This is a genomic window from Luteimonas yanweni, assembly GCF_039548475.1.
GTDB lineage: Bacteria > Pseudomonadota > Gammaproteobacteria > Xanthomonadales > Xanthomonadaceae > Luteimonas.
Genome location: NZ_JBCLVC010000013.1, coordinates 323,575 through 344,374, shown reverse-complemented (window position 1 = coordinate 344,374; position 20,800 = coordinate 323,575). Strand labels below are relative to the sequence as shown.

Annotated in this window: 19 protein-coding genes; 6 read left to right on the top strand and 13 right to left on the bottom strand. The window is 70.3% G+C overall.

Annotated features, from left to right (window positions below):
• Positions 1-13: 13 nt before the first annotated feature.
• The 11 genes from WCE39_RS09960 to WCE39_RS09910 form a co-directional block, all read right to left on the bottom strand.
• Entirely contained in the window at positions 14-448 is a 435-nt protein-coding gene (locus tag WCE39_RS09960) for a hypothetical protein (protein ID WP_343276525.1), read from the bottom strand.
• A 181-nt stretch (positions 449-629) separates the two neighbouring features.
• Positions 630-1,997 (bottom strand): ATP-dependent protease ATPase subunit HslU, encoded by a 1,368-nt coding sequence (hslU, locus tag WCE39_RS09955; protein ID WP_343276559.1) that lies wholly within the window; start codon positions 1,995-1,997, stop codon positions 630-632.
• Positions 1,998-2,141: 144 nt separating this feature from the next.
• Positions 2,142-2,693 (bottom strand): ATP-dependent protease subunit HslV, encoded by a 552-nt coding sequence (hslV, locus tag WCE39_RS09950; protein ID WP_343276524.1) that lies wholly within the window; start codon positions 2,691-2,693, stop codon positions 2,142-2,144.
• Between the two features lie 78 nt (positions 2,694-2,771).
• Entirely contained in the window at positions 2,772-3,704 is a 933-nt protein-coding gene (gene xerC, locus WCE39_RS09945) for a tyrosine recombinase XerC (protein ID WP_343276523.1), read from the bottom strand.
• 41 nt (positions 3,705-3,745) lie between these two features.
• Positions 3,746-4,420, bottom strand: coding sequence for a DUF484 family protein (locus tag WCE39_RS09940; RefSeq protein ID WP_343276522.1), 675 nt, complete (start codon positions 4,418-4,420; stop codon positions 3,746-3,748).
• Positions 4,417-5,292 carry a diaminopimelate epimerase gene (gene dapF, locus WCE39_RS09935; protein ID WP_452299576.1) on the bottom strand — a complete coding sequence of 292 codons (876 nt, stop codon included), beginning with the start codon at positions 5,290-5,292 and terminating at the stop codon, positions 4,417-4,419. The genes WCE39_RS09940 and dapF overlap by 4 nt, the downstream gene beginning before the upstream one ends.
• Entirely contained in the window at positions 5,276-5,617 is a 342-nt protein-coding gene (lptM, locus tag WCE39_RS09930; RefSeq protein ID WP_343276521.1) for an LPS translocon maturation chaperone LptM, read from the bottom strand. Before lptM ends, dapF begins: the two co-directional genes overlap by 17 nt.
• A gap of 9 nt (positions 5,618-5,626) precedes the next feature.
• Positions 5,627-6,085, bottom strand: coding sequence for a YbaN family protein (locus WCE39_RS09925; protein ID WP_343276520.1), 459 nt, complete (start codon positions 6,083-6,085; stop codon positions 5,627-5,629).
• A 139-nt stretch (positions 6,086-6,224) separates the two neighbouring features.
• Positions 6,225-8,378: a S9 family peptidase gene (locus WCE39_RS09920; protein ID WP_343276557.1), complete on the bottom strand. Its 2,154-nt coding sequence runs from the start codon at positions 8,376-8,378 to the stop codon at positions 6,225-6,227.
• Positions 8,379-8,482: 104 nt separating this feature from the next.
• Positions 8,483-10,600 (bottom strand): prolyl oligopeptidase family serine peptidase, encoded by a 2,118-nt coding sequence (locus WCE39_RS09915; protein ID WP_343276519.1) that lies wholly within the window; start codon positions 10,598-10,600, stop codon positions 8,483-8,485.
• Between the two features lie 74 nt (positions 10,601-10,674).
• Positions 10,675-10,950, bottom strand: coding sequence for a hypothetical protein (locus WCE39_RS09910; protein WP_343276518.1), 276 nt, complete (start codon positions 10,948-10,950; stop codon positions 10,675-10,677).
• A gap of 1 nt (position 10,951) precedes the next feature.
• Here WCE39_RS09910 and WCE39_RS09905 point away from each other — a divergent pair, with 1 nt between their 5' ends.
• Positions 10,952-11,698: a lipocalin family protein gene (locus WCE39_RS09905; RefSeq protein ID WP_343276517.1), complete on the top strand. Its 747-nt coding sequence runs from the start codon at positions 10,952-10,954 to the stop codon at positions 11,696-11,698.
• 15 nt (positions 11,699-11,713) lie between these two features.
• Here the strand turns inward: WCE39_RS09905 and WCE39_RS09900 are convergent, their stop codons facing one another.
• Entirely contained in the window at positions 11,714-12,679 is a 966-nt protein-coding gene (locus tag WCE39_RS09900) for a helix-turn-helix transcriptional regulator (RefSeq protein ID WP_343276516.1), read from the bottom strand.
• A gap of 86 nt (positions 12,680-12,765) precedes the next feature.
• Between WCE39_RS09900 and WCE39_RS09895 the strand changes: the two genes are divergently transcribed.
• From WCE39_RS09895 to WCE39_RS09875, 5 genes are all read left to right on the top strand, one after another.
• Positions 12,766-15,645 carry a molybdopterin oxidoreductase family protein gene (locus tag WCE39_RS09895; RefSeq protein ID WP_343276515.1) on the top strand — a complete coding sequence of 960 codons (2,880 nt, stop codon included), beginning with the start codon at positions 12,766-12,768 and terminating at the stop codon, positions 15,643-15,645.
• Between the two features lie 8 nt (positions 15,646-15,653).
• The gene (locus WCE39_RS09890; protein ID WP_343276514.1) at positions 15,654-17,411 is read left to right on the top strand and encodes an SLC13 family permease; all 1,758 of its coding nucleotides are present in this window, start codon (positions 15,654-15,656) and stop codon (positions 17,409-17,411) included.
• Between the two features lie 7 nt (positions 17,412-17,418).
• The gene (locus tag WCE39_RS09885) at positions 17,419-18,156 is read left to right on the top strand and encodes a 4Fe-4S dicluster domain-containing protein (protein WP_343276513.1); all 738 of its coding nucleotides are present in this window, start codon (positions 17,419-17,421) and stop codon (positions 18,154-18,156) included.
• Positions 18,157-18,162: 6 nt separating this feature from the next.
• On the top strand, positions 18,163-19,119 hold the full coding sequence (locus WCE39_RS09880; RefSeq protein WP_343276512.1) for a dimethyl sulfoxide reductase anchor subunit family protein: 957 nt from the start codon (positions 18,163-18,165) through the stop codon (positions 19,117-19,119).
• An 82-nt stretch (positions 19,120-19,201) separates the two neighbouring features.
• The gene (locus tag WCE39_RS09875; protein ID WP_343276511.1) at positions 19,202-19,882 is read left to right on the top strand and encodes a DUF481 domain-containing protein; all 681 of its coding nucleotides are present in this window, start codon (positions 19,202-19,204) and stop codon (positions 19,880-19,882) included.
• On the opposite strand, the gene hemC is transcribed toward WCE39_RS09875, so the two are convergent.
• Positions 19,879-20,793: a hydroxymethylbilane synthase gene (gene hemC, locus WCE39_RS09870; protein WP_343276510.1), complete on the bottom strand. Its 915-nt coding sequence runs from the start codon at positions 20,791-20,793 to the stop codon at positions 19,879-19,881. The two genes, WCE39_RS09875 and hemC, sit on opposite strands and share 4 nt — an antisense overlap.
• Positions 20,794-20,800 lie beyond the last annotated feature (7 nt).

Here is a 20,800-nt window from a genome sequence, read left to right as displayed (position 1 = left end):
CGCTGCGGCTTTCTCAGCGCGCCTCGATGGTGAACGCCCCGAACGCCACGCCCAGGTCAAAGCCCTCGCCCGTTCCGGCAAGCGCCAGCGACACTTCGCCCTTGGTCATCGCCTGCGCCTTGCTCGACTTGACCACGCCGGCGTGGGCTTCGGCGGCAACGTAGGTGCCAAGCACGTCGCGGATGCCATCGACCGCGGAGAACTCGCCGCGACCGCCGCGGATCTCGGACTTGCCCACGGTCAGGCCGCCGCCCTTGGCGTCGACCTTCACGTTCATCGACTGGCCGTTGTCGCAACTCACGCGACCGGTGCCGGAGGCGGTCTTGTAGAAAGCGGACCAGCCGGCCATGTCGAAGTCGAGGCGGCAGGACACGTCACGGGCTGCCGCGGGGGCCGCGGCCAGCAGCAGCGACAGCGCGGCGCCGGCGATCAGGAGAGAGCGATGCATAGGGGCCTCGGGGAGCGGTGTGGGAGGACCAGTCTGCCAGCTGCTCGCGCCGCACCTGAACCGCCTGCTGAACGCCCGGAAGCGGCGAGAGTGCGTTGTCGCCGCTTCGCCCCGGCTGCGCAGGAACCCCCTCGCAGGCGGGCGAAGCGCACCTGGCTCAGAGATGCGGGCGGCACCAGACCTACAGGATGTACCGGCTCAGGTCCTGGTCCTGCACCAGCTCGCCCAGCTGCGCATCGACATAGGCGCGGTCGATACTGACGACGCCGCCGCGGTCGGGCGCCTCGAAGCTCAGGCTGTCCAGCAGCCGCTCGAGCACGGTGTGCAGGCGGCGGGCACCGATGTTCTCCTGGCGCTCGTTCACGTCGGCGGCGATCTCGGCCAGGCGGTCGATGGCGTCGTCGGTGAACGCGAGCTCCAGGCCTTCGGTCTTCATCAGCTCGACGTACTGCTTTGTCAGCGCGGCCTTCGGCTCGGTCAGGATGCGCACGAAATCATCCTTCAGCAGCGCCGAGAGTTCGACGCGGATCGGGAAGCGGCCCTGCATCTCTGGAATGAGGTCGCTGGGCTTGGCAAGGTGGAACGCACCCGAGGCGATGAACAGGATGTGGTCGGTCTTCACCGGGCCGTACTTGGTACTGACGGTGCTGCCCTCTACCAGCGGCAACAGGTCGCGCTGCACGCCTTCGCGGCTGACGTCGGCACCCATGCCCTCGCTGCGCTTGGCAACCTTGTCGATCTCGTCGATGAAGACGATGCCGTGCTGTTCGCAGGCCTCGATCGCGGCCGCGCGGACTTCATCTTCGTTGACCAGCTTGCCCGCCTCTTCCTCGATCAGCAGCGGACGCGCGGCGTGGATCGGCATGCTGCGCCTGTTGGTCTTGCCACTGCCGAGGTTGGCGAACATCTGCCGCAGCTGCTGGCCCATCTCTTCCATGCCCGGCGGGGTCATGATGTCGACGCCGCCGCCGGCGGCGAGGTCGAGTTCGATCTCGCGCTTGTCGAGGTCGCCTGCACGCAGCTGGCGACGCAGCTTCTGCCGGGTCTCGGACTCATGCGACGAGGGCTCGGCGCCGATGTCGACGGTGGTGCTGCCCTGCGCCGCGGCGCCGAAGCCGAAGCCCGGCGACTGGGACTGTTCACGCCTGGGCAGCAGCGCGTCGAGGATCCGGTCCTCGGCACGCTCTTCGGCCTGGGTGCGCATCTTCTGCTTGGCCTGCTCGCGGTAGAGCTTGACCGCGGTGTCGGCCAGGTCGCGGATGATCTGCTCGACGTCCTTGCCGACGTAGCCGACCTCGGTGAAGCGCGTGGCTTCCACCTTCACGAACGGCGCGTTGGCCAGCGTCGCCAGGCGGCGCGCGATCTCGGTCTTGCCGACGCCGGTCGGTCCGATCATCAGGATGTTCTTGGGTATCACTTCGTTGCGCAGCTCGTCGCCAAGCTGTGCGCGGCGCCAGCGGTTGCGCAGCGCGATGGCGACGGCGCGCTTGGCGTCCTGCTGGCCGACGATGTGGCGGTCGAGCTCCTGCACGATCTCGCGCGGGGTCATGCTGGCGTGGGAGGTGTCGGGCTTGTTGTTCATGGGCGTGGTTTTCTTCTGTCTTGTGGGAGCGGCTGCAGCCGCGATCGGCGGGAATCGCGGTCCAGGCCGCGACTGGCGGGAATCGCGGCCTTGGCCGCTCCCACGTGGCCGTCAGAGTTCTTCGACGACCACGTTGCGGTTGGTGTAGATGCAGATGTCGCCGGCGATGTTGAGCGCCTCGGTGGCGACCGCACTCGCGTCCATCTGCGTATGCGCGAGCAGCGCGCGCGCCGCGGACAGGGCGAAGGGGCCGCCGGAGCCGATCGCGATCAGCCCGTCCTCGGGCTCGATCACGTCGCCGGTGCCGCTGATGATCAGCGAGGTGTCCCTGTCGGCCACCGCGAGCAGCGCCTCGAGCTTCCCGAAGCGGCGTTCGGTGCGCCAGTCCTTGGCAAGCTCGACGGCGGCGCGGGTCAGCTGGCCGTGCTTCTCGAGCTTGGATTCGAACAGTTCGAACAGCGTGAAGGCATCGGCGGCCGCGCCGGCGAAACCGGCGAGGATCTGGCCGTCCTTGCCGAGGCGGCGCACCTTGCGCGCGTTCGACTTCATCACCGTGTTGCCAAGGGTGACCTGGCCGTCACCGGCAATGGCGACGCGGCCCTCGCGGCGCACCGAGACGATGGTGGTGGCGTGGAATACGTGGGGGTTCTGGCTGGGGTCCATGTGGCCTCCGGTACTGAACCCCAGACGTGGGGACAGGCCTCCGCGGCTTCAAGACGCACGCGGCCCCAGCGCCAGGCTTCAGTCCTTGCGGCGCTTCGCGCGCGGATGCGCGTCGTCGTACACCTTCGCCAGGTGCTGGAAGTCCAGGTGGGTGTAGATCTGCGTGGTCGCGATGTCGGCATGCCCCAGCAGTTCCTGCACGCCGCGCAGGTCGCCGGAGGACTCCAGCACGTGGCTGGCGAACGAGTGTCGCAACAGATGCGGATGGACGCGCTTGAACAGGCCCTGGCGCCGTGCCAGTTCACGCAGCCGGAGCTGCACAGCGCGTGCGCTGATGGGCGCACCGCCGCGGCCGGGGAAGACCGGCGCATCGGCCGCCGGGCGTGGGCCCGCGCTGCGTTCGTCGCGCCACTCGGCCAGCGCCTTGCAGGCATGGGAGCCCACCGGCACGGTGCGCTGGCGGCTGCCCTTGCCGAGTACCGTCACCAGGCCCTGGTCGAGGTCCAGGTCGCGCCAGCGCAGCAGGCGCAGCTCGGACAGGCGCAGGCCCGAGGAGTAGAACAGCTCAAGCAAAGCACGGTCGCGCAGGCCCAGCGGCGCGTCGGTGGGCACCTCCACCAGGGCCATGGCCTCGTCGACATCCAGCACCTGCGGCAGCTTGCGCGGCGCGCGCGGCGCGCGCACGCCGGTGGCCGGATTGGCGGCGATGCGGCCGTGCTTCAAGAGCCACTGGTAGAAGCTGCGACAGCCGGACAGCCGCCGCTGCAGGCTCTTGGGCGCGAGTCCGCGGCGGTGTTCAGCGGCAACGAAGGCACGCATCGCGGCACTGTCCAGTGCCAGTGGATCATCGTGGCCCTGCTCCGTGGCCCAGGCCACCAGCGCATGGAGGTCGCGACGGTAGGCATCGAGCGTATGCGCCGACATCCGCCTCTCCACCTCAAGGTGGCCCAGATAGTCGCCGACCGCCGGATGGGTGCCGGCGACCGCCGTGCCTTCCGCGCGCTTCGCCACGACCAGCGACCCTCCTTCGCGCCTTCGCGCGTCCGCGGGGCTCAATCCCGATGGCGCAACAACGCCACCGCGAACGCCTCGCCCATCATCCGCAGGAACAGGGTGCCCATGCCCGGATAGAAGCGGTTCGGGTCGCGGCTGCCGACCGCGACCATGCCCACGCCGTCGATCGGCAGCAGCGCCGTGGATGCGACCTCGTCGACGCGCGCGGCGTACAGCACGGCCTGCTTGTCCGGGTGCAGCCGGCCGCAGAGCGGCTCGCCATCGCGGATGCAGTCGGCGAAGGGCTGCAGGCTGCGGTCGTCGCGGGCGATGACCTGCAGCCATTCCTCGTCCTGCAGGCCGGGCAGCGGCTCGAACAGCACCACGCGCACCATGTCGCCGTTGAAGTCCTCGGCCAGCGTCGCGACCATGGCCCGGACCACGCCGGCGGCGCTGCCGGGGCGCATCAGCGCCAGGGTCAGCTGGTGCGTGCGCACCGCCAACCGCTCGTTCTCCTGCGACACCGCATACAGGTCCTGCAGGCGGCGCGAGAGCTCGCGGTTCTTGTCGCGCAGCACTTCCAGCTGGTAGCTGGCCAGCGACGCCGCGGGCCCGTCCTCGCGCGGGACCACCATGCTGATCGCCAGGTCCGGGAACTGCTGCAGGAACTTCGGATGCCGGCGTAGCCAGGCCGCGACTTCATGGGCGCCGAGCTTCTCGACAGTGTCGTTCATGCGTTGAATACCCCTTCGTAGACAAATGCCGCCGGTCCGGCCATGCGCAGGCCGCCGTCGACACCATGGTAAATGCGAAGCGTGCCGCCGGGCAGCGCGACATCCACGCCGGCCGCCGCGTCCACGCGGCCGCGGCGCGCCAGCACCGCCACCGCGGCACAGGCGCCGCTGCCGCAGGCGAGCGTCTCGCCGACGCCGCGCTCGAACACGCGCAGGCGGATGCGGTCGCGGCCGATGACCTGGGCGAAGCCGACGTTGCAGGATTCGGGGAACGCCGCGTGCCGCTGCAGCGCGCGGCCCAGCGCCGCCACCGGGGCGGCGTCGACGTCGGCGACCTCGAGCACCGCGTGCGGGTTGCCCATCGAGACCGCGCCGACGCGCAGCGCGAGGCCATCGACGTCGATCGCGTAGGCATCGGCCGCGGCGGCGAAGCCGGCCAGCGGGATCGCCGCGGGCGCGAACGCCGGCGCGCCCATCGCGATGTCGAACCTGCCGTCGCCCAGCGCGCGCACGCGATGGCTGGCCACCGGGCTGTCGAGGATGAAGTCCGCCGCCGCAGCGCCGTCGCGCACCAGCCAGGCGGCCACGCAGCGCGCGCCGTTGCCGCACTGCTGCGAAGGCGAGCCGTCGGCGTTCCAGATGGCGTAGGACGCCAGCGCGTCCGTGCTGCGCGGCGCGGCGATGGTCAGGATCTGGTCGCAGCCGGCGCCGCGGTGCCTGTCGGCGAGCAGCCGGCACAGCGCGGCATCCGGCGTCGGCCGGCCATCGCGCAGGTCCAGGACCACGAAGTCGTTGCCGGCCCCGTGCATCTTGCTGAATCGCAGTGCGGCCGGAGCGGCCGCGGCCATCGCGGGATCAGGCGACGCCATCATCCTCGTCGCCGGAAGCATCCGCGGCGGGGTCGTCGCCATCGCCATCAACGCCGGCCTCGGCATCCGGATCGACGTCAGTATCGACGTCTGTATCGGTGTCGATACCGGTATCGGCATCGGCGTCGGCATCGGCGTCGGCATCGGCGTCCACCGGCACGTCGTCGATGCCCGCATCTGCGTCATCGTCGGCTCCGGTGGCGGGTCCAGCCGGCCAGTCCTCGTCTTCCGGCGCCGGCGGCGGCAGCAGGGAGCCCTTGTTGCCGCAGGCGGAGAGCATGAGCACGGACGACAGCAGGGCGAGCGGCAGGAGGGCGCGGAGGTTCATGGCCGCAGTCTAGCGCGGCGGCGGCTCCGGCCGCATCCACAGCCAGGCACCGACCACGGCCATGCAGGCGATCGGCAGCGCCACCGCCCACCAGCGCTCGTAGCCGGTCAACCACGCGAACAGCAGCAGGATCGCGCTGGAGGCCAGCATCGCCCCACTGGCCATCCACTTCGAGCGCCGGGTCACCGCGCCATGCTGGTGCCAGTCCCGGATCATCGGCCCGAAGTCGCGGTGCCCGAGCAGCCAGGCATGCAGGCGTTCGGAACCCTGCGCCGCCGCCCAGGCCGACAACAGGATGAAGGGCACCGTCGGCAGGCCCGGCAGCACCACGCCAAGCAGGCCGAGGCCCAACGCGACGTAGGCAAGCAGCCACCAGGCCCAGCGGAAGCGGCCACGGGGCCTTCCGGGTGGCTGCGCCGGCCCTGCTGGCGCCCGGCGCGCCTCCGATGTGCGGGACTCTTCTTCCATCCCGACATGATGCCTGCTGCGCGCCGCGGGAAGCGGCTCCATGGGAGCACAACCCTGTGGGAGCGAGCCCTGTTGTGGGAGCGGCTCCTACAGGGGCTGCTCCTACAGCCGAGGCGGAGGGGCCCAGTCGACCCGCGCGTCAATCGACCTGCGCATCGGCGGCGACGCCCAGCTGGTCGAGCATGAAGGCGTACATCTCGGCCAGTTCGCGGTAGCGGCGGAAGCGGCCGGACTTGCCGCCATGCCCGGCGTCCATGTTGGTGCGGAACAGCACCGGCGCATCCGAGGTGTTCAGGTCGCGCAGGCGCGCCACGTACTTCGCCGGCTCCCAGTACTGCACCTGCGAATCCCACAGCCCGGTGCCGATGAACATCGCCGGATAAGCCTTGGCTTCCAGCCTGTCGTAGGGCGAATAGGTGACCATGTAGTCGTAGTCGGCCTTGCGTTCCGGGTTGCCCCACTCGTCGTACTCGTTGGTGGTCAGCGGGATGCTGCGGTCGAGCATGGTGGTGACCACGTCCACGAAGGGCACCTGCGACAGGATCAACCGGTACTTCTCCGGCGCCATGTTCGCGATCGCACCCATCAGCAGGCCGCCGGCGCTGCCGCCGTAGGCCGCCACGCGGTCCTTCGACGCCCAGCCCTCGGCCACCAGGTGGTCGGTGACGTCGATGAAGTCGGTGAAGGTGTTGATCTTGTTCTTCAGCTTGCCGTCGTCGTACCACTTGCGGCCCATCTCCTGGCCGCCGCGGATGTGGGCGATGGCGTAGACCATGCCGCGGTCCAGCAGGCTGTTGGTGGTCAGGCTGTAGCCCGGGTCCATCGACATGCCGTAGCTGCCGTAGGCGTACTGCAGGAGCGCTGCGGTGCCGTCCTTTTCGAAGCCCTTGCGGTAGACCAGCGACACCGGGATGCGGGTGCCGTCGCGGGCGGTGGCCCAGCTGCGCTCGGTCACGTACTTCGACGGGTCGTAGCCGATCACGGGCTGCTGCTTGAGCAGGCGGCGCTCCCCGGTCTGCACGTTGAGCTCGTAGGTGGTGCCCGGCGTGGTCATCGAGGTGTAGCCGTAGCGCAGCCACTGCGTATCCGGCTCGGCGTTGACGGAAAGCCCCATCGAATACGCCGGCTCGTCGGCGGCCACGTACTCGTCGCCGCCACCGGCCTTCAGCACGCGCACCCGCTCCAGGGCATTGGAGCGCTCGGCGATCGCGGTGAAGCCGTCGAACAACTCGTAGCCTTCCAGCAGCACGTCGTCGCGGTGCGCGATCCACTCTTTCCACTCCGCGCGCGACGTGGCGCCTGTGGGCGCGGTGGCGATGCGGTAGTTCGGCGCCTTGCTGCCGTCGGCGTCGGGGGCGTTGGTGAGGATGACCCAGCGGCCGTCGTAGTGGTCGGCGTCGTACTCGACATCGCGCTCGCGCGGCGCCAGCACCGTGAACTCGCCCGGATCGGCGGCCGGCGTGCAGCGCAGCTCGCTGGACACGGTGCTCTCGACGCCGATGCAGATGAAGCGGTCGTCGCGGGTGCGGTCCAGGCCCATGTAGAAGCTGTCGTCCTTCTCTTCGTACACCAGCACGTCGTCGGCGACGGGCGTGCCGAGCACGTGCTTCTTCACGCGCACTGTCAGCAGGGTGTCCGGGTCGTTCTCGACGTAGAACAGCGTTCGGTTGTCGTCGGCCCAGACCATGTCCGCGGACAGTCCGGGAATGGATTCGGGGAAGTCCTTGCCGGTCTCGAGGTCGCGGAAGCGGATCGTGTACTGGCGGCGGCCGACGCTGTCGTCCGCCCAGGCCAGGATGCGGTTGTCGGGGCTGACCTCGTACACGCCGACCGAGAAGTAGTCCTTGCCCTCGGCCATGGTGTTGACGTCGAGCAGCACCTGTTCGGCGGCGAAGTCGCCGGCCTCGTTCAGGCGCATGATCTCCGCCGCGCCCAGGCCTTCGGCGTCCCTGCGGCGCGCGTGCACCGGATAGTCCTTTCCGGTCTCGTAGCGCGAGTAGTACCACCAGCCGCGCTCGCGGAACGGCACGCTGGCGTCGTCCTGCTTGATGCGGGCGACGAACTCGTCGTACAGCGCGTCCTCGACCGGCTGCAGCGGCGCCACCACCGCGTCCACGTAGGCATTCTCGGCCTCGAGGTAGGCCAGCACGGCCTTGTCCTCGCGGGCGTCGTCACGCAGCCAGTAGTACTCGTCCTGGCGCACGGCGCCGTGCGGGGCGCGGACCTCGTGGGCGCGCTTCTCGACGTCGGGCGGCGCGGGTGTGGGCGTGGCGGCATGGCTGGTGAGGGTCATGAGCAGGAGGCCGGCAAGTGCGATGGGCTTCATTGGATGGGGTCCACGGAGGGCGGATGCAACAGGGGCGCCTTGCGGCGCCCCCGGGGTTGTTGCTGGCGGGATCAGTCGGCGTCGCGGCCGATCTGCTGCCAGAGGAAGGTCAGGTACAGCGCGTCCATGTGCGCCGCCTGCCGGTTGTTGGCCGCGCCGCCGTGGCCACCTTCGATGTTCTCGTAGTAGCGCACGTCCTTGCCCGCTTCCGACATCAGCGCGTGCATCTTGCGCGCGTGGCCGGGGTGGACGCGGTCGTCGCGGGTCGAGGTCAGGATCAGGGTCGGCGGATAGTCCTTTGCCTCATCGAACAGGTGGTAGGGCGAGAAGGTCTTGATGAAGTCCCACTCCTCCGGCTTGTCCGGGTTGCCGTACTCGGCCATCCACGACGCGCCGGCCAGCAGCTTGTGGTAGCGCTGCATGTCCAGCAGCGGCACCTGGATCACCACCGCGCCGAACAGCTCCGGGTACTGCGTCAGCATGTTGCCGGTGAGCAGCCCGCCGTTGCTGCCGCCGCGGATGCCGAGGTGTGCGGGCGAGGTGATCTTGCGCTCGATCATGTCCTTCGCGACCGCGGCGAAGTCCTCGTAGGCCTTGTGGCGCTTGGCCTTCAGCGCGGCCTGGTGCCAGCGCGGACCGTACTCGCCGCCGCCGCGGATGTTGGCCACGGCATAGGTGCCGCCCTTCTCCAGCCAGCCCTTGCCGACGCCGCCGGAATAGCCGGGGGTCAGCGAGATCTCGAAGCCGCCGTAGCCATACAGCAGCGTCGGATTGCTGCCGTCGGCCTTCTCGTCCTTCGGGCGCACCAGGAAGTAGGGCACGCGCGTGCCGTCCTTCGAAGTGGCGAAGTGCTGCTCGACCACGTGCCTGGAGGCATCGAAGAACGCGGGCTGGGTCTTCAGCACCTCCGGCGCCGCCGCGCCGGGCGCGGCGCCGGCCAGCATCAGCGTGGTCGGGGTCAGGTAGTCGGTGACCGTCATCCACAGCGCGTCGGATTCGTCGCTGTCCACCGCCTGGGCGCTGACGGTGCCGAACTCGGGCACGCCGGCCAGCTCGCTGCGCGACCAGCCGTCGGCGCCCGGCGTGAGCACCACGAGCCGGTTCTTGACGTCCTCCAGCACGTTCAGCACCAGGTGGTTCTTGGTGAACGACGAACCGGCCAGCGAGGTGGTGTCGGTGGGTTCGAACAGCACCTCGAACTCGCGCTTGCCGGCCATGAAGTCGTCGAACTTCGCGACCAGCATCGAGCCGGCCTTGTAGGTCTTGCCGCCGACCTCCCAGGGCTCGCGCAGCTCGAGGCCGAGCCATTCGCGCTGCACGGACTTCTGCGCCGAGTTCGGCGCGTCGACTTTGGTCAAGGTGCCGTCGGCGCCGCGCAGGTAGAGCTCGTCGTTGTAGAAGGCCAGGGTGCGGCTGACGAAGTCGCGCTCGAAGCCCGGCGTGTGGTCGCGACCGGCGGCGATGTACATGTCATCGGGCTTGCCCTCGTAGACCACGGTGGCCGATCCGATCGGCGTGCCGCGGGTCCACTGCTTGACGATGCGCGGGTAGCCCGAGCTGGTCAGGCTGCCATCGCCGAAATCGGTGTAGGCATAGACGGTGTCGCGGTCGATCCACGCCAGCGCGCCCTTGGCTTCGTCACGGAAGAAGCCGTCCTCGACCCAGGTCCGGGTGGACAGGTCGAACTCGCGGGTGACGTCGGCATCGGCACCGCCGCGCGACAGCGCGACCAGGCAGCGTTCGTATTCCGGACGCAGGCAGTCGGCGCCATGCCAGACCCAGTTCTCGCCCTCGGCCCTGTTGAGCGCGTCGAGGTCGAGCACGGTCTCCCACTTCGGCTGCGGCTTGCGGTATTCCTCGAGCGTGGTGCGGCGCCAGAGGCCGCGCTCGTGCTTGCTGTCCTTCCAGAAGTTGTAATACCAGTCGCCCTGCTTGTAGACGCCCGGGATCTTGTCGTCGGAGTCGTAGATGGCCAGCAGGTCGGCTTCCAGCGCCTTGAAACCGGGGGTATCGGCCAGTTCGGCCTCGGCCTTCGCGTTCTGCCCGCGGACCCAGGCGAGCTGCTTCTCGCCCTCGACATCCTCGAGCCACTGGTACGGATCGGTCACTTCGGCGCCCTCCTGTGCGGTCGCGCCGAAGGAAGCGACGGCAAGCGCGGCGAACAGGCAGGCGTGGGGCAGCTTGGACATGCGACAGGCTCCGGCGGGTGGGCCGGCAACGCTAGCACAGGCCGCGCGGCGCGGCCCCGGGCCTAAGGTCGTGCTCAGCCGCGGGTGCGGCGGGCCATGGCCAGCGCCAGCCATGCGGTTCCCGGCAGGCCGGCCAGCCACAGCGGCAGCCAGCCGAAGCTGTCGCTGGCGCCGCGCGCCGGCGGCAGCGACAGCATCGCCACCGCGGCGAGGAACATCAACGCAAGCAGTACGCGTGCCGTCCAGTCGGGCGCGGCCTTCGCCGCGGCGACGTGACGACCACGCTGGACCGGATGGACGGAATGGAGGGCATGGGCGGGATGGAACAAGCGGCGGCGGCGTGCTGTCATGATGGCGCTCCAGAATGTGGAGCCCAGCCTGCAACCGCCCCATCTCAAGGACTGCGACCCTGGCATTGACGCCACCTTCGCCGGCCCGCTGGCAGCCTGCCGCGGCACCACGGACTACGTGATGACCCAGCATCCCCGACGCGTGACCAAGCAGCTTCCGCTTTCCATCCGCACGCTGTGCGCGGCCGCGCTGTGCCTGCTCGTGGCCGCCTGCGCCGGCGGGCCCGGGGCGACGGCGCATGAGGACGCCGTGGACGTGCGCATGCCGCCGATCGAGGTGCTGATGGGCGACTGGTACGTCGCGGCGCGGGTGCCCTGGTTCGGCGAGCGCGGCGAAGTCGCATCGACGACCCGCCTGGCGCTGTCCGGCGAGAACCGGATCGAACTCACCCGCACCTGGCGCGACGGCTTCGCCGAGCCGCTGGAATCCGACAGCGCCACCGTCCGCCGCGAAGGCCACGGCGACCGCCTGTGGAAGGTGCGCATCTACGGCGTGGTGCCCACGCGCCTGCGCATGCTCGAGGTGGCCACCGACGGCAGCTGGCTGTTGATCGATTCCCCCGGGCGCGAGCATGCCTGGATCCTCACCCGGGCGCGCCAGGTGGAAGACGAGGCCTACCTGGAGCTCGAACGCCGCATCCGCAGCCACGGCGTCAACACCGACAGGCTGCGCCGCGTACCCCAGGTTCCCGAACAGGAAGGACGGCTCGGCTTCGAGCCCGCCGCCAGCCCGACGCCCGGCAGCTGAGGCCGCGGGCGCGCCTCAGCGCTCGTAGTTCGACAGCGCCAGCTGCAGCAGCGACTTCGCCTGCTCGCGCAGCGACGGCGGCTCGAGGATCTCGGCGTCGCTGCCGTAATGCAGCACGTCCATCAGCAGTTCGCGCGCGGCGCTGTAGGGCACCTTCAGCTCGTAGCGGCCATCGGCCAGGTGGCGGCCCTGCTGCTGCGAATGCCAGTGTTCGTCGGCCACCCAGCGCGCGGCCTTGGCGCTGAAGACGATGGTCGCCACGCCCTTCGGCGCGCCCGAGAAAATGCCATAGCTGCCGCCGAGGTGGCGGTCGAGCTCGCCCTCGTCGACGTCGATCGCGGCGTCTTCCAGTCCGCGTGCGTGGGTGATGCGGTCGACCGAGAAGCTGCGCAGGCCGTCGCGCTCGTGGTCCCAGGCATCGAGGTACCAGTTGTCGCGGTAGTGGGTGATGCGCTGCGGCGACACGGTGCGCCGGGTCTTCTCGTCGGTCGAGCGCGCGCGGTATTCGAAGGCCAGGCGCTTGCGCCCGAGCACCGCCGAGCACACCGCGCGGAAGGCCTGTTCATCCAGGCGCCGGGTGCGGTGAGGGATCACGCGCACGCGGTCCATCGGCCACTGCGTGCCGCTGGCGTGCTCGCTCAGCAGCTTCTCGATGCGCGACTGCAGTGGCGCCAGCGCCGAGGACAACACCCCGCCGCCGCTGCGCGACAGGAGCTGCTTGGCGGCCAGCAGCGCGTGCAGTTCTTCGGAGCTCAGCCACAGGCCCGGCAGCTCGAAGCGGCCGCTCTGCTCGGGGTCGTAGCGGATGCCGGAGTCGTCGCCCACGATCGGCGCCATCAGCGCGTCGCGCAGGAAGGCCACGTCGCGGTAGACGGTGGCGCGCGAGCAGCCCAGTTCGTCCTGCAGGCGGGCCACCGTCACCGGGTAGCGCGCGCTGCCGAGGATGCGGTGCAGCGAGAGGATGCGTTCGTAGCGGTCCATGACGATCCCGGATGAAGTGCGGCCTTGTGGCGCCGGTCGCCATCTATTCTGCCCCGAACGCGGGCAGGCGGGGCACAATGGTGGCCATGCGCGCACACCGTCCGGACGAACCCGTGCTCGACACCTCGCCCTCGCCCGGTGACGAGGTGAAGACGACGACCTGCTACATGTGCGCCTGCCGCTGCGGCATCAAGGTCTGGCTGCGCGACGGCGGGCCCGGCGGCCAGTCGATCCGCTACATCCAGGGCAACCCCGCGCATCCGGTGAACCAGGGCGTGCTCTGCGCCAAGGGCGCCAGCGGGATCATGCAGCACTACTCGCCCGCGCGGCTGACCCGGCCACTGCTGCGGGTCGGCGAACGCGGCCGCGGCGAGTTCCGCGAGATCGAGTGGGACGAGGCGATGGAACTCGCCGCCGCCTGGCTGGCGCCGATCCGCGAGCGCAATCCGGACGAGCTCGCGTTCTTCACCGGCCGCGACCAGTCGCAGGCGCTCACCGGCTGGTGGGCGCAGCAGTTCGGCACCATCAACTACGCCGCGCATGGTGGCTTCTGCTCGGTGAACATGGCCGCGGGCGGGCTGTACACGCTGGGTGGCTCGTTCTGGGAGTTCGGCGAACCGGACTGGGAGCACAGCCGCTACCTGATGCTGTGGGGCGTGGCCGAGGACCACGACTCCAACCCGATCAAGATCGGCCTGGGCAAGCTCAAGGCGCGCGGCGCCAAGATCGTGGCGGTGAACCCGGTGCGCACCGGCTACGGTGCGATCGCCGATGAGTGGATCGGGATCCGGCCGGGGACCGACGGACTGTTCGCATTCGCGCTGATCCACGAGCTGCTGCGGATGGACCGCATCGACCTCGACTACCTGGTGCGGCATGCGGATGCGCACTGGCTGGTGGTGAAGGATCCGGGCGGCGCGGAGGACGGCATGTTCGCGCGCGATGGCGAAGGGCGGGCGCTGTGCTGGGCGGAGTCCGCGCAGGCAGGAGACGGGGTCCAGCGCGCCGACACGCCCGATATCTGCCCCGCGGTCGTTGGCGAATACACGCTGCCCGACGGCCGCACCGCGGTGCCGGCATTCCAGCTCGTTGCCGAACGCTACCTCGATCCGCAGTACGCGCCCGATGCCGTGGCCGACCGCTGCGGCATCCCCGCCGGGACCATCCGCCGGATCGCGCGCGAACTCGCCGAGGCCGCGTTCGACTCGAACCTCAGCCTGCCCGTCCCGTGGACCGATGCCTGGGGGCGCGAACACGCGGAGATGGTCGGCCGCCCGGTGTCGCTGCACGCGATGCGCGGCATCAGCGCGCATTCCAACGGCTTCCACACCTGCCGCGCGCTGCACCTGTTGCAGCTGCTGCTGGGCGCGGTGGACGCACCGGGTTCGTTCCGCTACCAGGCGCCGTATCCAAAGCCGATCCCGCCGCCCAACCGGCCCGGCAAGGCGCGTCGCGAGGACGGCAGCCTCGACGCCGGCCCGCTCGGTTTCGTGCACGGCCCCGAAGACCTGCTGGTCGACGACGAGGGCCGGCCGCGGCGCATCGACCACGCCTATTCCTGGGCCTATCCGCTGTCCGCGCACGGGATGATGCACACCCTGCTGCGCAACGCCCACGCCGGCGACCCGCACCGCATCGACACGCTGATGATGTTCATGGCCAACATGGCGTGGAACTCGTCGATGAACACGCGCGAGACCATCGGCTGGCTGACCGACAGGGACGATGACGGCGAATACCGCATCCCGCGCATCATCTATTCCGATGCCTATGCCTCCGAGATGGTGGCCTACGCCGACCTGGTACTGCCCGACACCACCTACCTCGAGCGCTTCGACGCGATCAGCATGCTGGACCGGCCGATCTCCGACGCCGACGGTGCAGCCGATGCGATCCGCCAGCCGCTGTTCGACCCGGCCACGCAGCCCGACAAGGACGGCCGCGTGCGCGACGTGCGCGGCTTCCAGTCGGTGCTGCTGGACCTTGGCGCCCGCCTTGGCCTGCCCGGCATGGTGAACGCCGACGGCTCGCCGCGGTATCGCGACTATGCCGATTACATCGTGCGCCACGAGCGCACGCCCGGCGTCGGCCTGCTTGCCGGCTGGCGCGGCGGGGACGGAACGCTGCAGGGCAAGGGCGCGCCCAATCCCGACCAGCTGCAGCGCTACATCGACAACGGCGGCTTCTGGCGCGAAGAGGTGCCCGAGCAGGCGCGCTACTTCAAGATGTCCAACCGCGCCTACCTGGACTGGGCGCACGGCCTGGGCTTCATCGGCTCCAACGCGCCGATCACCCTGCACATGTACGCCGAGCAGCTGCAGACCTTCCGCCTTGCCGCGCAGGGCCATGGCGCGCACCAGCCGCCGGACGAGCACCGCGAGCGCGTGGCGACCTACTTCGACCCGCTGCCGATGTGGTACACGCCCTTCGAGCAGGCGCAGGTGGACGGCGATGCCTTCCCGCTGCACGCCATCACCCAGCGGCCGATGTTCATGTACCACTCCTGGGGCTCGCAGAACGCCTGGCTGCGGCAGATCGCCGCGCGCAACTGGCTGTACATGCATCCCGACACCGGCGCCCGCCACGGCATCGGCGACGAGGACCACGTGGTGGTCAGCTCGCACCTGGGCGAGATCACGGTGCAGGCGAAGTTCGCCGCCAACGTGCAGCCCGACACCCTCTGGACCTGGAACGCGATCGGCAAGCGCCGCGGCGCGTGGCGGCTCGACAGGGACGCGCCGGAGGGCCGGGAAGGCTTCCTGCTCAACCACCTGATCTCCGACATCACCCCGCGCGGCGACTATGCCAACGCCGACCCGGTCACCGGCCAGGCGGCCTGGTTCGACCTGCGCGTGGGCCTGCGCCGCGCGGACGCGCCCGGGCCGCTGTCGCAGCCGCAGTTCGAAGTCCTGGAACTGGGCGATACGCCCGCGGGCCCGCTGCGCTACGGGGCCCGCCCGCGATGACGCCGGACATGCTGCTCACCTTCCTGGTGGTCGCCGGCGCGGTCGCACTGTTCATCAGCGAGAAGATGCCGCCCGAAGTGGTGGCGATGCTGGTGCTGGCCGCCCTGCTCACCCTGCGCCTGGTCAGCACCGAGGAAGCGCTGTCGGGCTTCAGCAGCCCGGCCACGGTCACGGTGGCGGCGATGTTCGTGCTCAGCGCAGGGCTGCAGCAGAGTGGTTCGCTCAACCGGCTTGGCGAGACCATCGCGCGCATCCGCTGGGGCTGGCTGCTCGCACTGGTGATGATGCTGCTGACCGCATTGGTGTCGGCCTTCATCAACAACACCGCGGCGGTTGCCGTGTTCCTGCCGCTGATCATCGCCGCCGCGGTGGCCAACAACCTGCCGCCGTCGAAGTTCCTGATCCCGCTGTCGTACGCGGCCCAGTTCGGCGGCGTATGCACCCTGATCGGCACCTCCACCAACCTGCTGGTGGACTCCATGGCGCGACAGGCGGGGCACGAAGGATTCACCATCTTCGAGTTCAGCCAGCTCGGCAGCATCTTCGTGGTGGTGGGCACGGTGTACCTGATGATCGCGCGCCGCTTCCTGCTGCCCGACCTGGGCGTTCCGCAGCAGGCCGACAGCGGCCACGCCGGCCGCTACGTGGTCGAACTGCTGGTTTCGGAGAAGTCCGGTGCCATCGGCAAGCGCGGCAGCGAGCTCCTGCCCGACGACAGCGGTGACGTGGTGGTGCTGGAGATCTTCCGCGGCCGCACCGCCGTGCCCTCGCCGCGCGGCACCGGCATCGAGGCCGGCGACCGCCTGCTGGTGCGCGGCAACTGGACCGACATCGAGGCCGCGCGACGCAAGCTCAAGCTGCGCCACGACGACGTGGCCGGCGACCTTGAAGGCGACGACGAGGACGGGCGCGTGCACGCCGAAGTCATGGTCGCGCCAAGCTCGCACCTGGTCGGGCACACCCTGGCCAGCCTGCGCTTCGCACACACCTACCACGCCCGCGTGCAGGGCCTGCACCGGCACCGCCTGTCCACCCGGCAGCCGCTGGACCACGTGCCGCTGGCGGTCGGCGACGTGCTGCTGCTCGATGCCCCGGAAGGCGCGCTAGACCTGATGCGCGCCGACCCGGGCCTGGTGGTGCTGGGCCAGCGCGAGCAGGCGCGCACCTCGATCCGCCGCTCGCTGTTGGCGCTGGGCATCCTGGTGGCGGTGGTGGTGGCGGCCGCCGCCGGGCTGATGAGCATCGTCGCTTCGGCGATCATCGGCTGCTGCATGCTGCTGCTGCTGCGCGTGCTTGAGCCGGAAGACGCGTACGCGGCGATCGACTGGCGCGTGGTGCTGCTGCTGGCCGGCGTGCTGCCGCTGGGCATCGCCCTGCAGAACAGCGGTGCGGCGGCCCTTATCGCGGACTTTTCGATCGGGCTGTTCGGGGGTTTCGGGCCAGTCGCGACCCTGGCGGTGATCTACGTGCTGACCTCGGTCCTGACCGAGATCATGAGCAACAACGCGTCGGCGGCGGTGGTGGTGCCGATCGCGATCGCCACCGCCGAGTCGCTCGGCCTCGACAGCAAGCCCTTCCTGGTCGCGGTGGCCTTTGCCGCGTCCACCAGCTTCGCCACGCCCATCAGCTACCAGACCAACACCATGGTCTACGCCGCGGGCGGGTACCGCTTCCGCGACTTCGTGAAGGTCGGCCTGCCCTTGAACGTCATCTTCATCGTGATGGCGGTGGTGCTGATCCCGCGCTACTTCCCCTTCAGCGCATGAGCCTGCCGTGACCGACCTGCCGCCACCGTCGACCAGGAAGCTGGGCCTGGTGATCGACCTCGACACATGCGTGGGCTGCCACGCCTGCGCGACCAGCTGCAAGGAGTGGAACTCCGGCGGCATCGCCGGGCCCCTGACCGACGAGCGCCCCTACGGAAAGGATCCGGACGGGGTGTGGTTCAACCGCGTGCACAGCTACGAAGTGGCGGCGGACGCGGACCAGCCCGCGATGACCCTGCACTTCCCGCGCAGCTGCCTGCACTGCGAGACGCCGGCCTGCGTCACCGTCTGCCCCACCGGCGCCAGCTACAAGCGCGCCGAGGATGGGATCGTGCTGGTCGACGAGGACAAGTGCATCGGCTGCAAGCTCTGCAGCTGGGCCTGCCCCTACGGCGCCCGCGAATACAGCCCGGTGGAAGGGGTGATGAAGAAATGCACCCTGTGCGTGGACCGCATCTACAACGAACACCTGGATGAGTCCGAGCGCGTGCCGGCCTGCGTGCAGGCCTGCCCCACGCGCGCGCGCCACTTCGGCGACCTGGGCGATCCGGACTCCGACGTGTCGAAGCTGGTGGCCGATCGCGGTGGCGTGGCGCTGATGCCCGAACTCGGTTACCAGCCGGTGAACCGTTACCTCCCGCCGCGTCCGCGGCGCGACGGCGGCAACGGCGGCGACGCGGGCGCCCCCGCGCCCACGCGCGCGGCTTCGCCGCTGCACTGGCTCAACCGCATGCTGAGGCGCTGACACCCGATGCATCCCTCCCTGTCGGTCATTTTCTTCACCACCCTGTCCGGCGCCGGCTACGGCCTGCTCGCCTGGTCGGGGCTGACCATCGCCATGCTGGCGCTGCGCGGCGGCCTGTCGCCTGCGCTGGAAGGCGTGCAGCTGGCCGGTCTCGGCCTGGGCCTGCTGCTGTCGACCATCGGCCTGCTCTGCTCGCTGGCCCACCTGGGCAAGCCCGGCCGCGCCTGGCGCGCATTCAGCCAGTGGCGCAGCTCGTGGCTGTCGCGCGAGGGCGTGCTGGCGGTGGCCACCGCGCCGCCGGCAGCCGCCGCGATGGCGCTGCTGCTGTGGATGCAGCCCGGCGCCACGCGCGCCGCCTGGCTCGCCTGCCTGGGCCTGCTGCTGGCCGCGCTGGCGCTGGCCACCGTGGCCTGCACGGCGATGATCTACGCCTCGCTGAAGCCGATCCCGGCATGGCGGCACCCTCTGGTGCTGCCGGTGTACCTGCTGTTCGCGCTGTTGACGGGACTGGCCCTGCAGCTGGTGTCCATGGCGGCGATGCTGCACGGCCAGGGTCCGGCCGGCATGCTGCCGACCCTGGCGCTGTTCGGGCTGGTGCTCGCGGTGCTCAAGTGGCTGTACTGGCGTGCCATCGACGGCGAGCCCGCGCCGGCCACCCGCGGCGCCGCGGTCGGCCTGCCCGCCCGCGAGGTCCGCGTGTTCGAACGCCCGCACACCGAAGCGAACTACATCACCCGCGACATGGTGTTCGAGCTCGCGCGCCGGCATGCGACGCGGCTGCGGCGGGCGGCACTGGCCGGGCTGGTCGCCGTGCCGCTGCTGGCCACGCTGCTGATGGCGCTCGGCTGGATCCCGGCGCTGGCGGCCACGCTGCTGGCCGCGCTGGGGCTGCTGGCGGGCGCCTTCGCCGAACGCTGGCTGTTCTTCGCCCAGGCCCGCCACGTGGTCAGCGCCTATTACTGAACCGGACCCTGGCCGCCGCCTTGGAACGGCCACCGATGCCCGCGATAATGTCGCGGTGTAACCGTTTCCACCGGACCGACCCATGCTTGCGGCCCTCTGGCTGGCGCTTGCCGCCCCGCCCGTATTCATCCAGCCCTTGCCGGAATCCCCGGGCGAGCCGGCGATGGTCGCCCTGGCGGCGGGCCGCGCCGACCTGCGCCGCCCCTGCTACCGCCTGGTCTGCGAGGACGCCGCCTGGCAGGCACCGAACCGGTTCACGCGCATCAAGCAGCCGAAGACACCCGGCAGCGTCGACCCGCTGGTGCCGATGCGCCTGCCGGCGATCGCCGCGCGCCGCTACCCGCTGTATTCGCCGGCCTCGCGCCGCGACTGGCGGATCAACCACGGCAGCCACTCGCGCTTCACCGCAGGGTTCGGCTACGAGGCCGTGCGCACGCCCGACACCAACGTCAAGCTCGAATTCGGCACCGGCTACCGCCTGCAGCCCTACGCCGACTACGGCACCGCCGGCGAGGGCATGATCGCCCGCGGCCGGCTCGAGCTGCGCCAGAGCATTGCCGATCGCGCCCTGCTCACCCAGAACCTGCTGGTGGAAGCCGGCAGGTTCAACACCACCACCCGGCAGGTGATCGGCCTGGACCTGAAGCTGCAGGACCAGTGGACGCTGCATTCGAACTTCGAGCTGCGCCATGACAGCGCGGGCAATGGCGGCAGCGGCGCAACGGACACCGAAGGCTCGATGCACGTGAAGTACCGGTTCTAGCGCGGCGGCAGGAACTCCCCGGCCCCGCCGGCCAGCAGCTTCGCCGCGACCTCGCGACCCAGCGCGTCGGGCTCCGACGCCGGCCCTTCGGCCTCCGCCCGAACCGCGCGCCCGTCGCTGGCCGAACCCACCAGCGCCTGCAGCCACAGCCGGTTTCCGTCCAGCTGCGCGAACGCCGCCACCGGCACGTGGCAGCTGCCGTGCAGCGCCAGGTTCAGCGCGCGCTCCGCGGACGCACAGGTGCGCGTATGCGCGTGGTCCAGCCCGCGGCACAGCGCCATGACCGTTTCGTCATCGCCGCGGCACTCGATCGCGATCACGCCCTGCGCAGGCGCCGGCAGCCACTCCGGCGCGTCCAGCCGCGCGCGGATGCGTTCGCCCAGGCCCAGCCGCTCAAGCCCCGCGCAGGCGAGGATGATCGCGTCGTGCTCGCCGGCATCGAGCTTCGCCAGCCGCGTATTGACATTGCCGCGCAGGTCGCGGATCTCGAGGTCCGGCCGCAGCGCGCGCAGCTGCGCCTGCCTGCGCAGTGACGAAGTGCCGACGCAGGCACCCGGCGGCAGCGCGTCGAAGGTCGCGAACTGGCTGCTGATGAAGGCGTCTGCATGGTCGGCACGCTCAAGGAAGGCCGGCAGCGCGAACGGCGCGTCGATCTCCATCGGCACGTCCTTCAGCGAATGCACCGCGCAGTCGGCCTCGCCGCGCAGCATCGCCAGCTCGAGCTCCTTCAGGAACAGGCCCTTGCCACCGATCGCCGCCAGCGAGCGGTCCAGCACTTCGTCGCCGCGGGTGGACATGGGCACGAGTTCGACCTCGATGCCGGGGTGGGCGGCGCGCAGCAGGTCGGCGACGTGTTCGCTCTGCCACAGGGCGAGCGGGCTTTTGCGGGTGGCGATGCGGAGGGTGGTCATGGGGGCA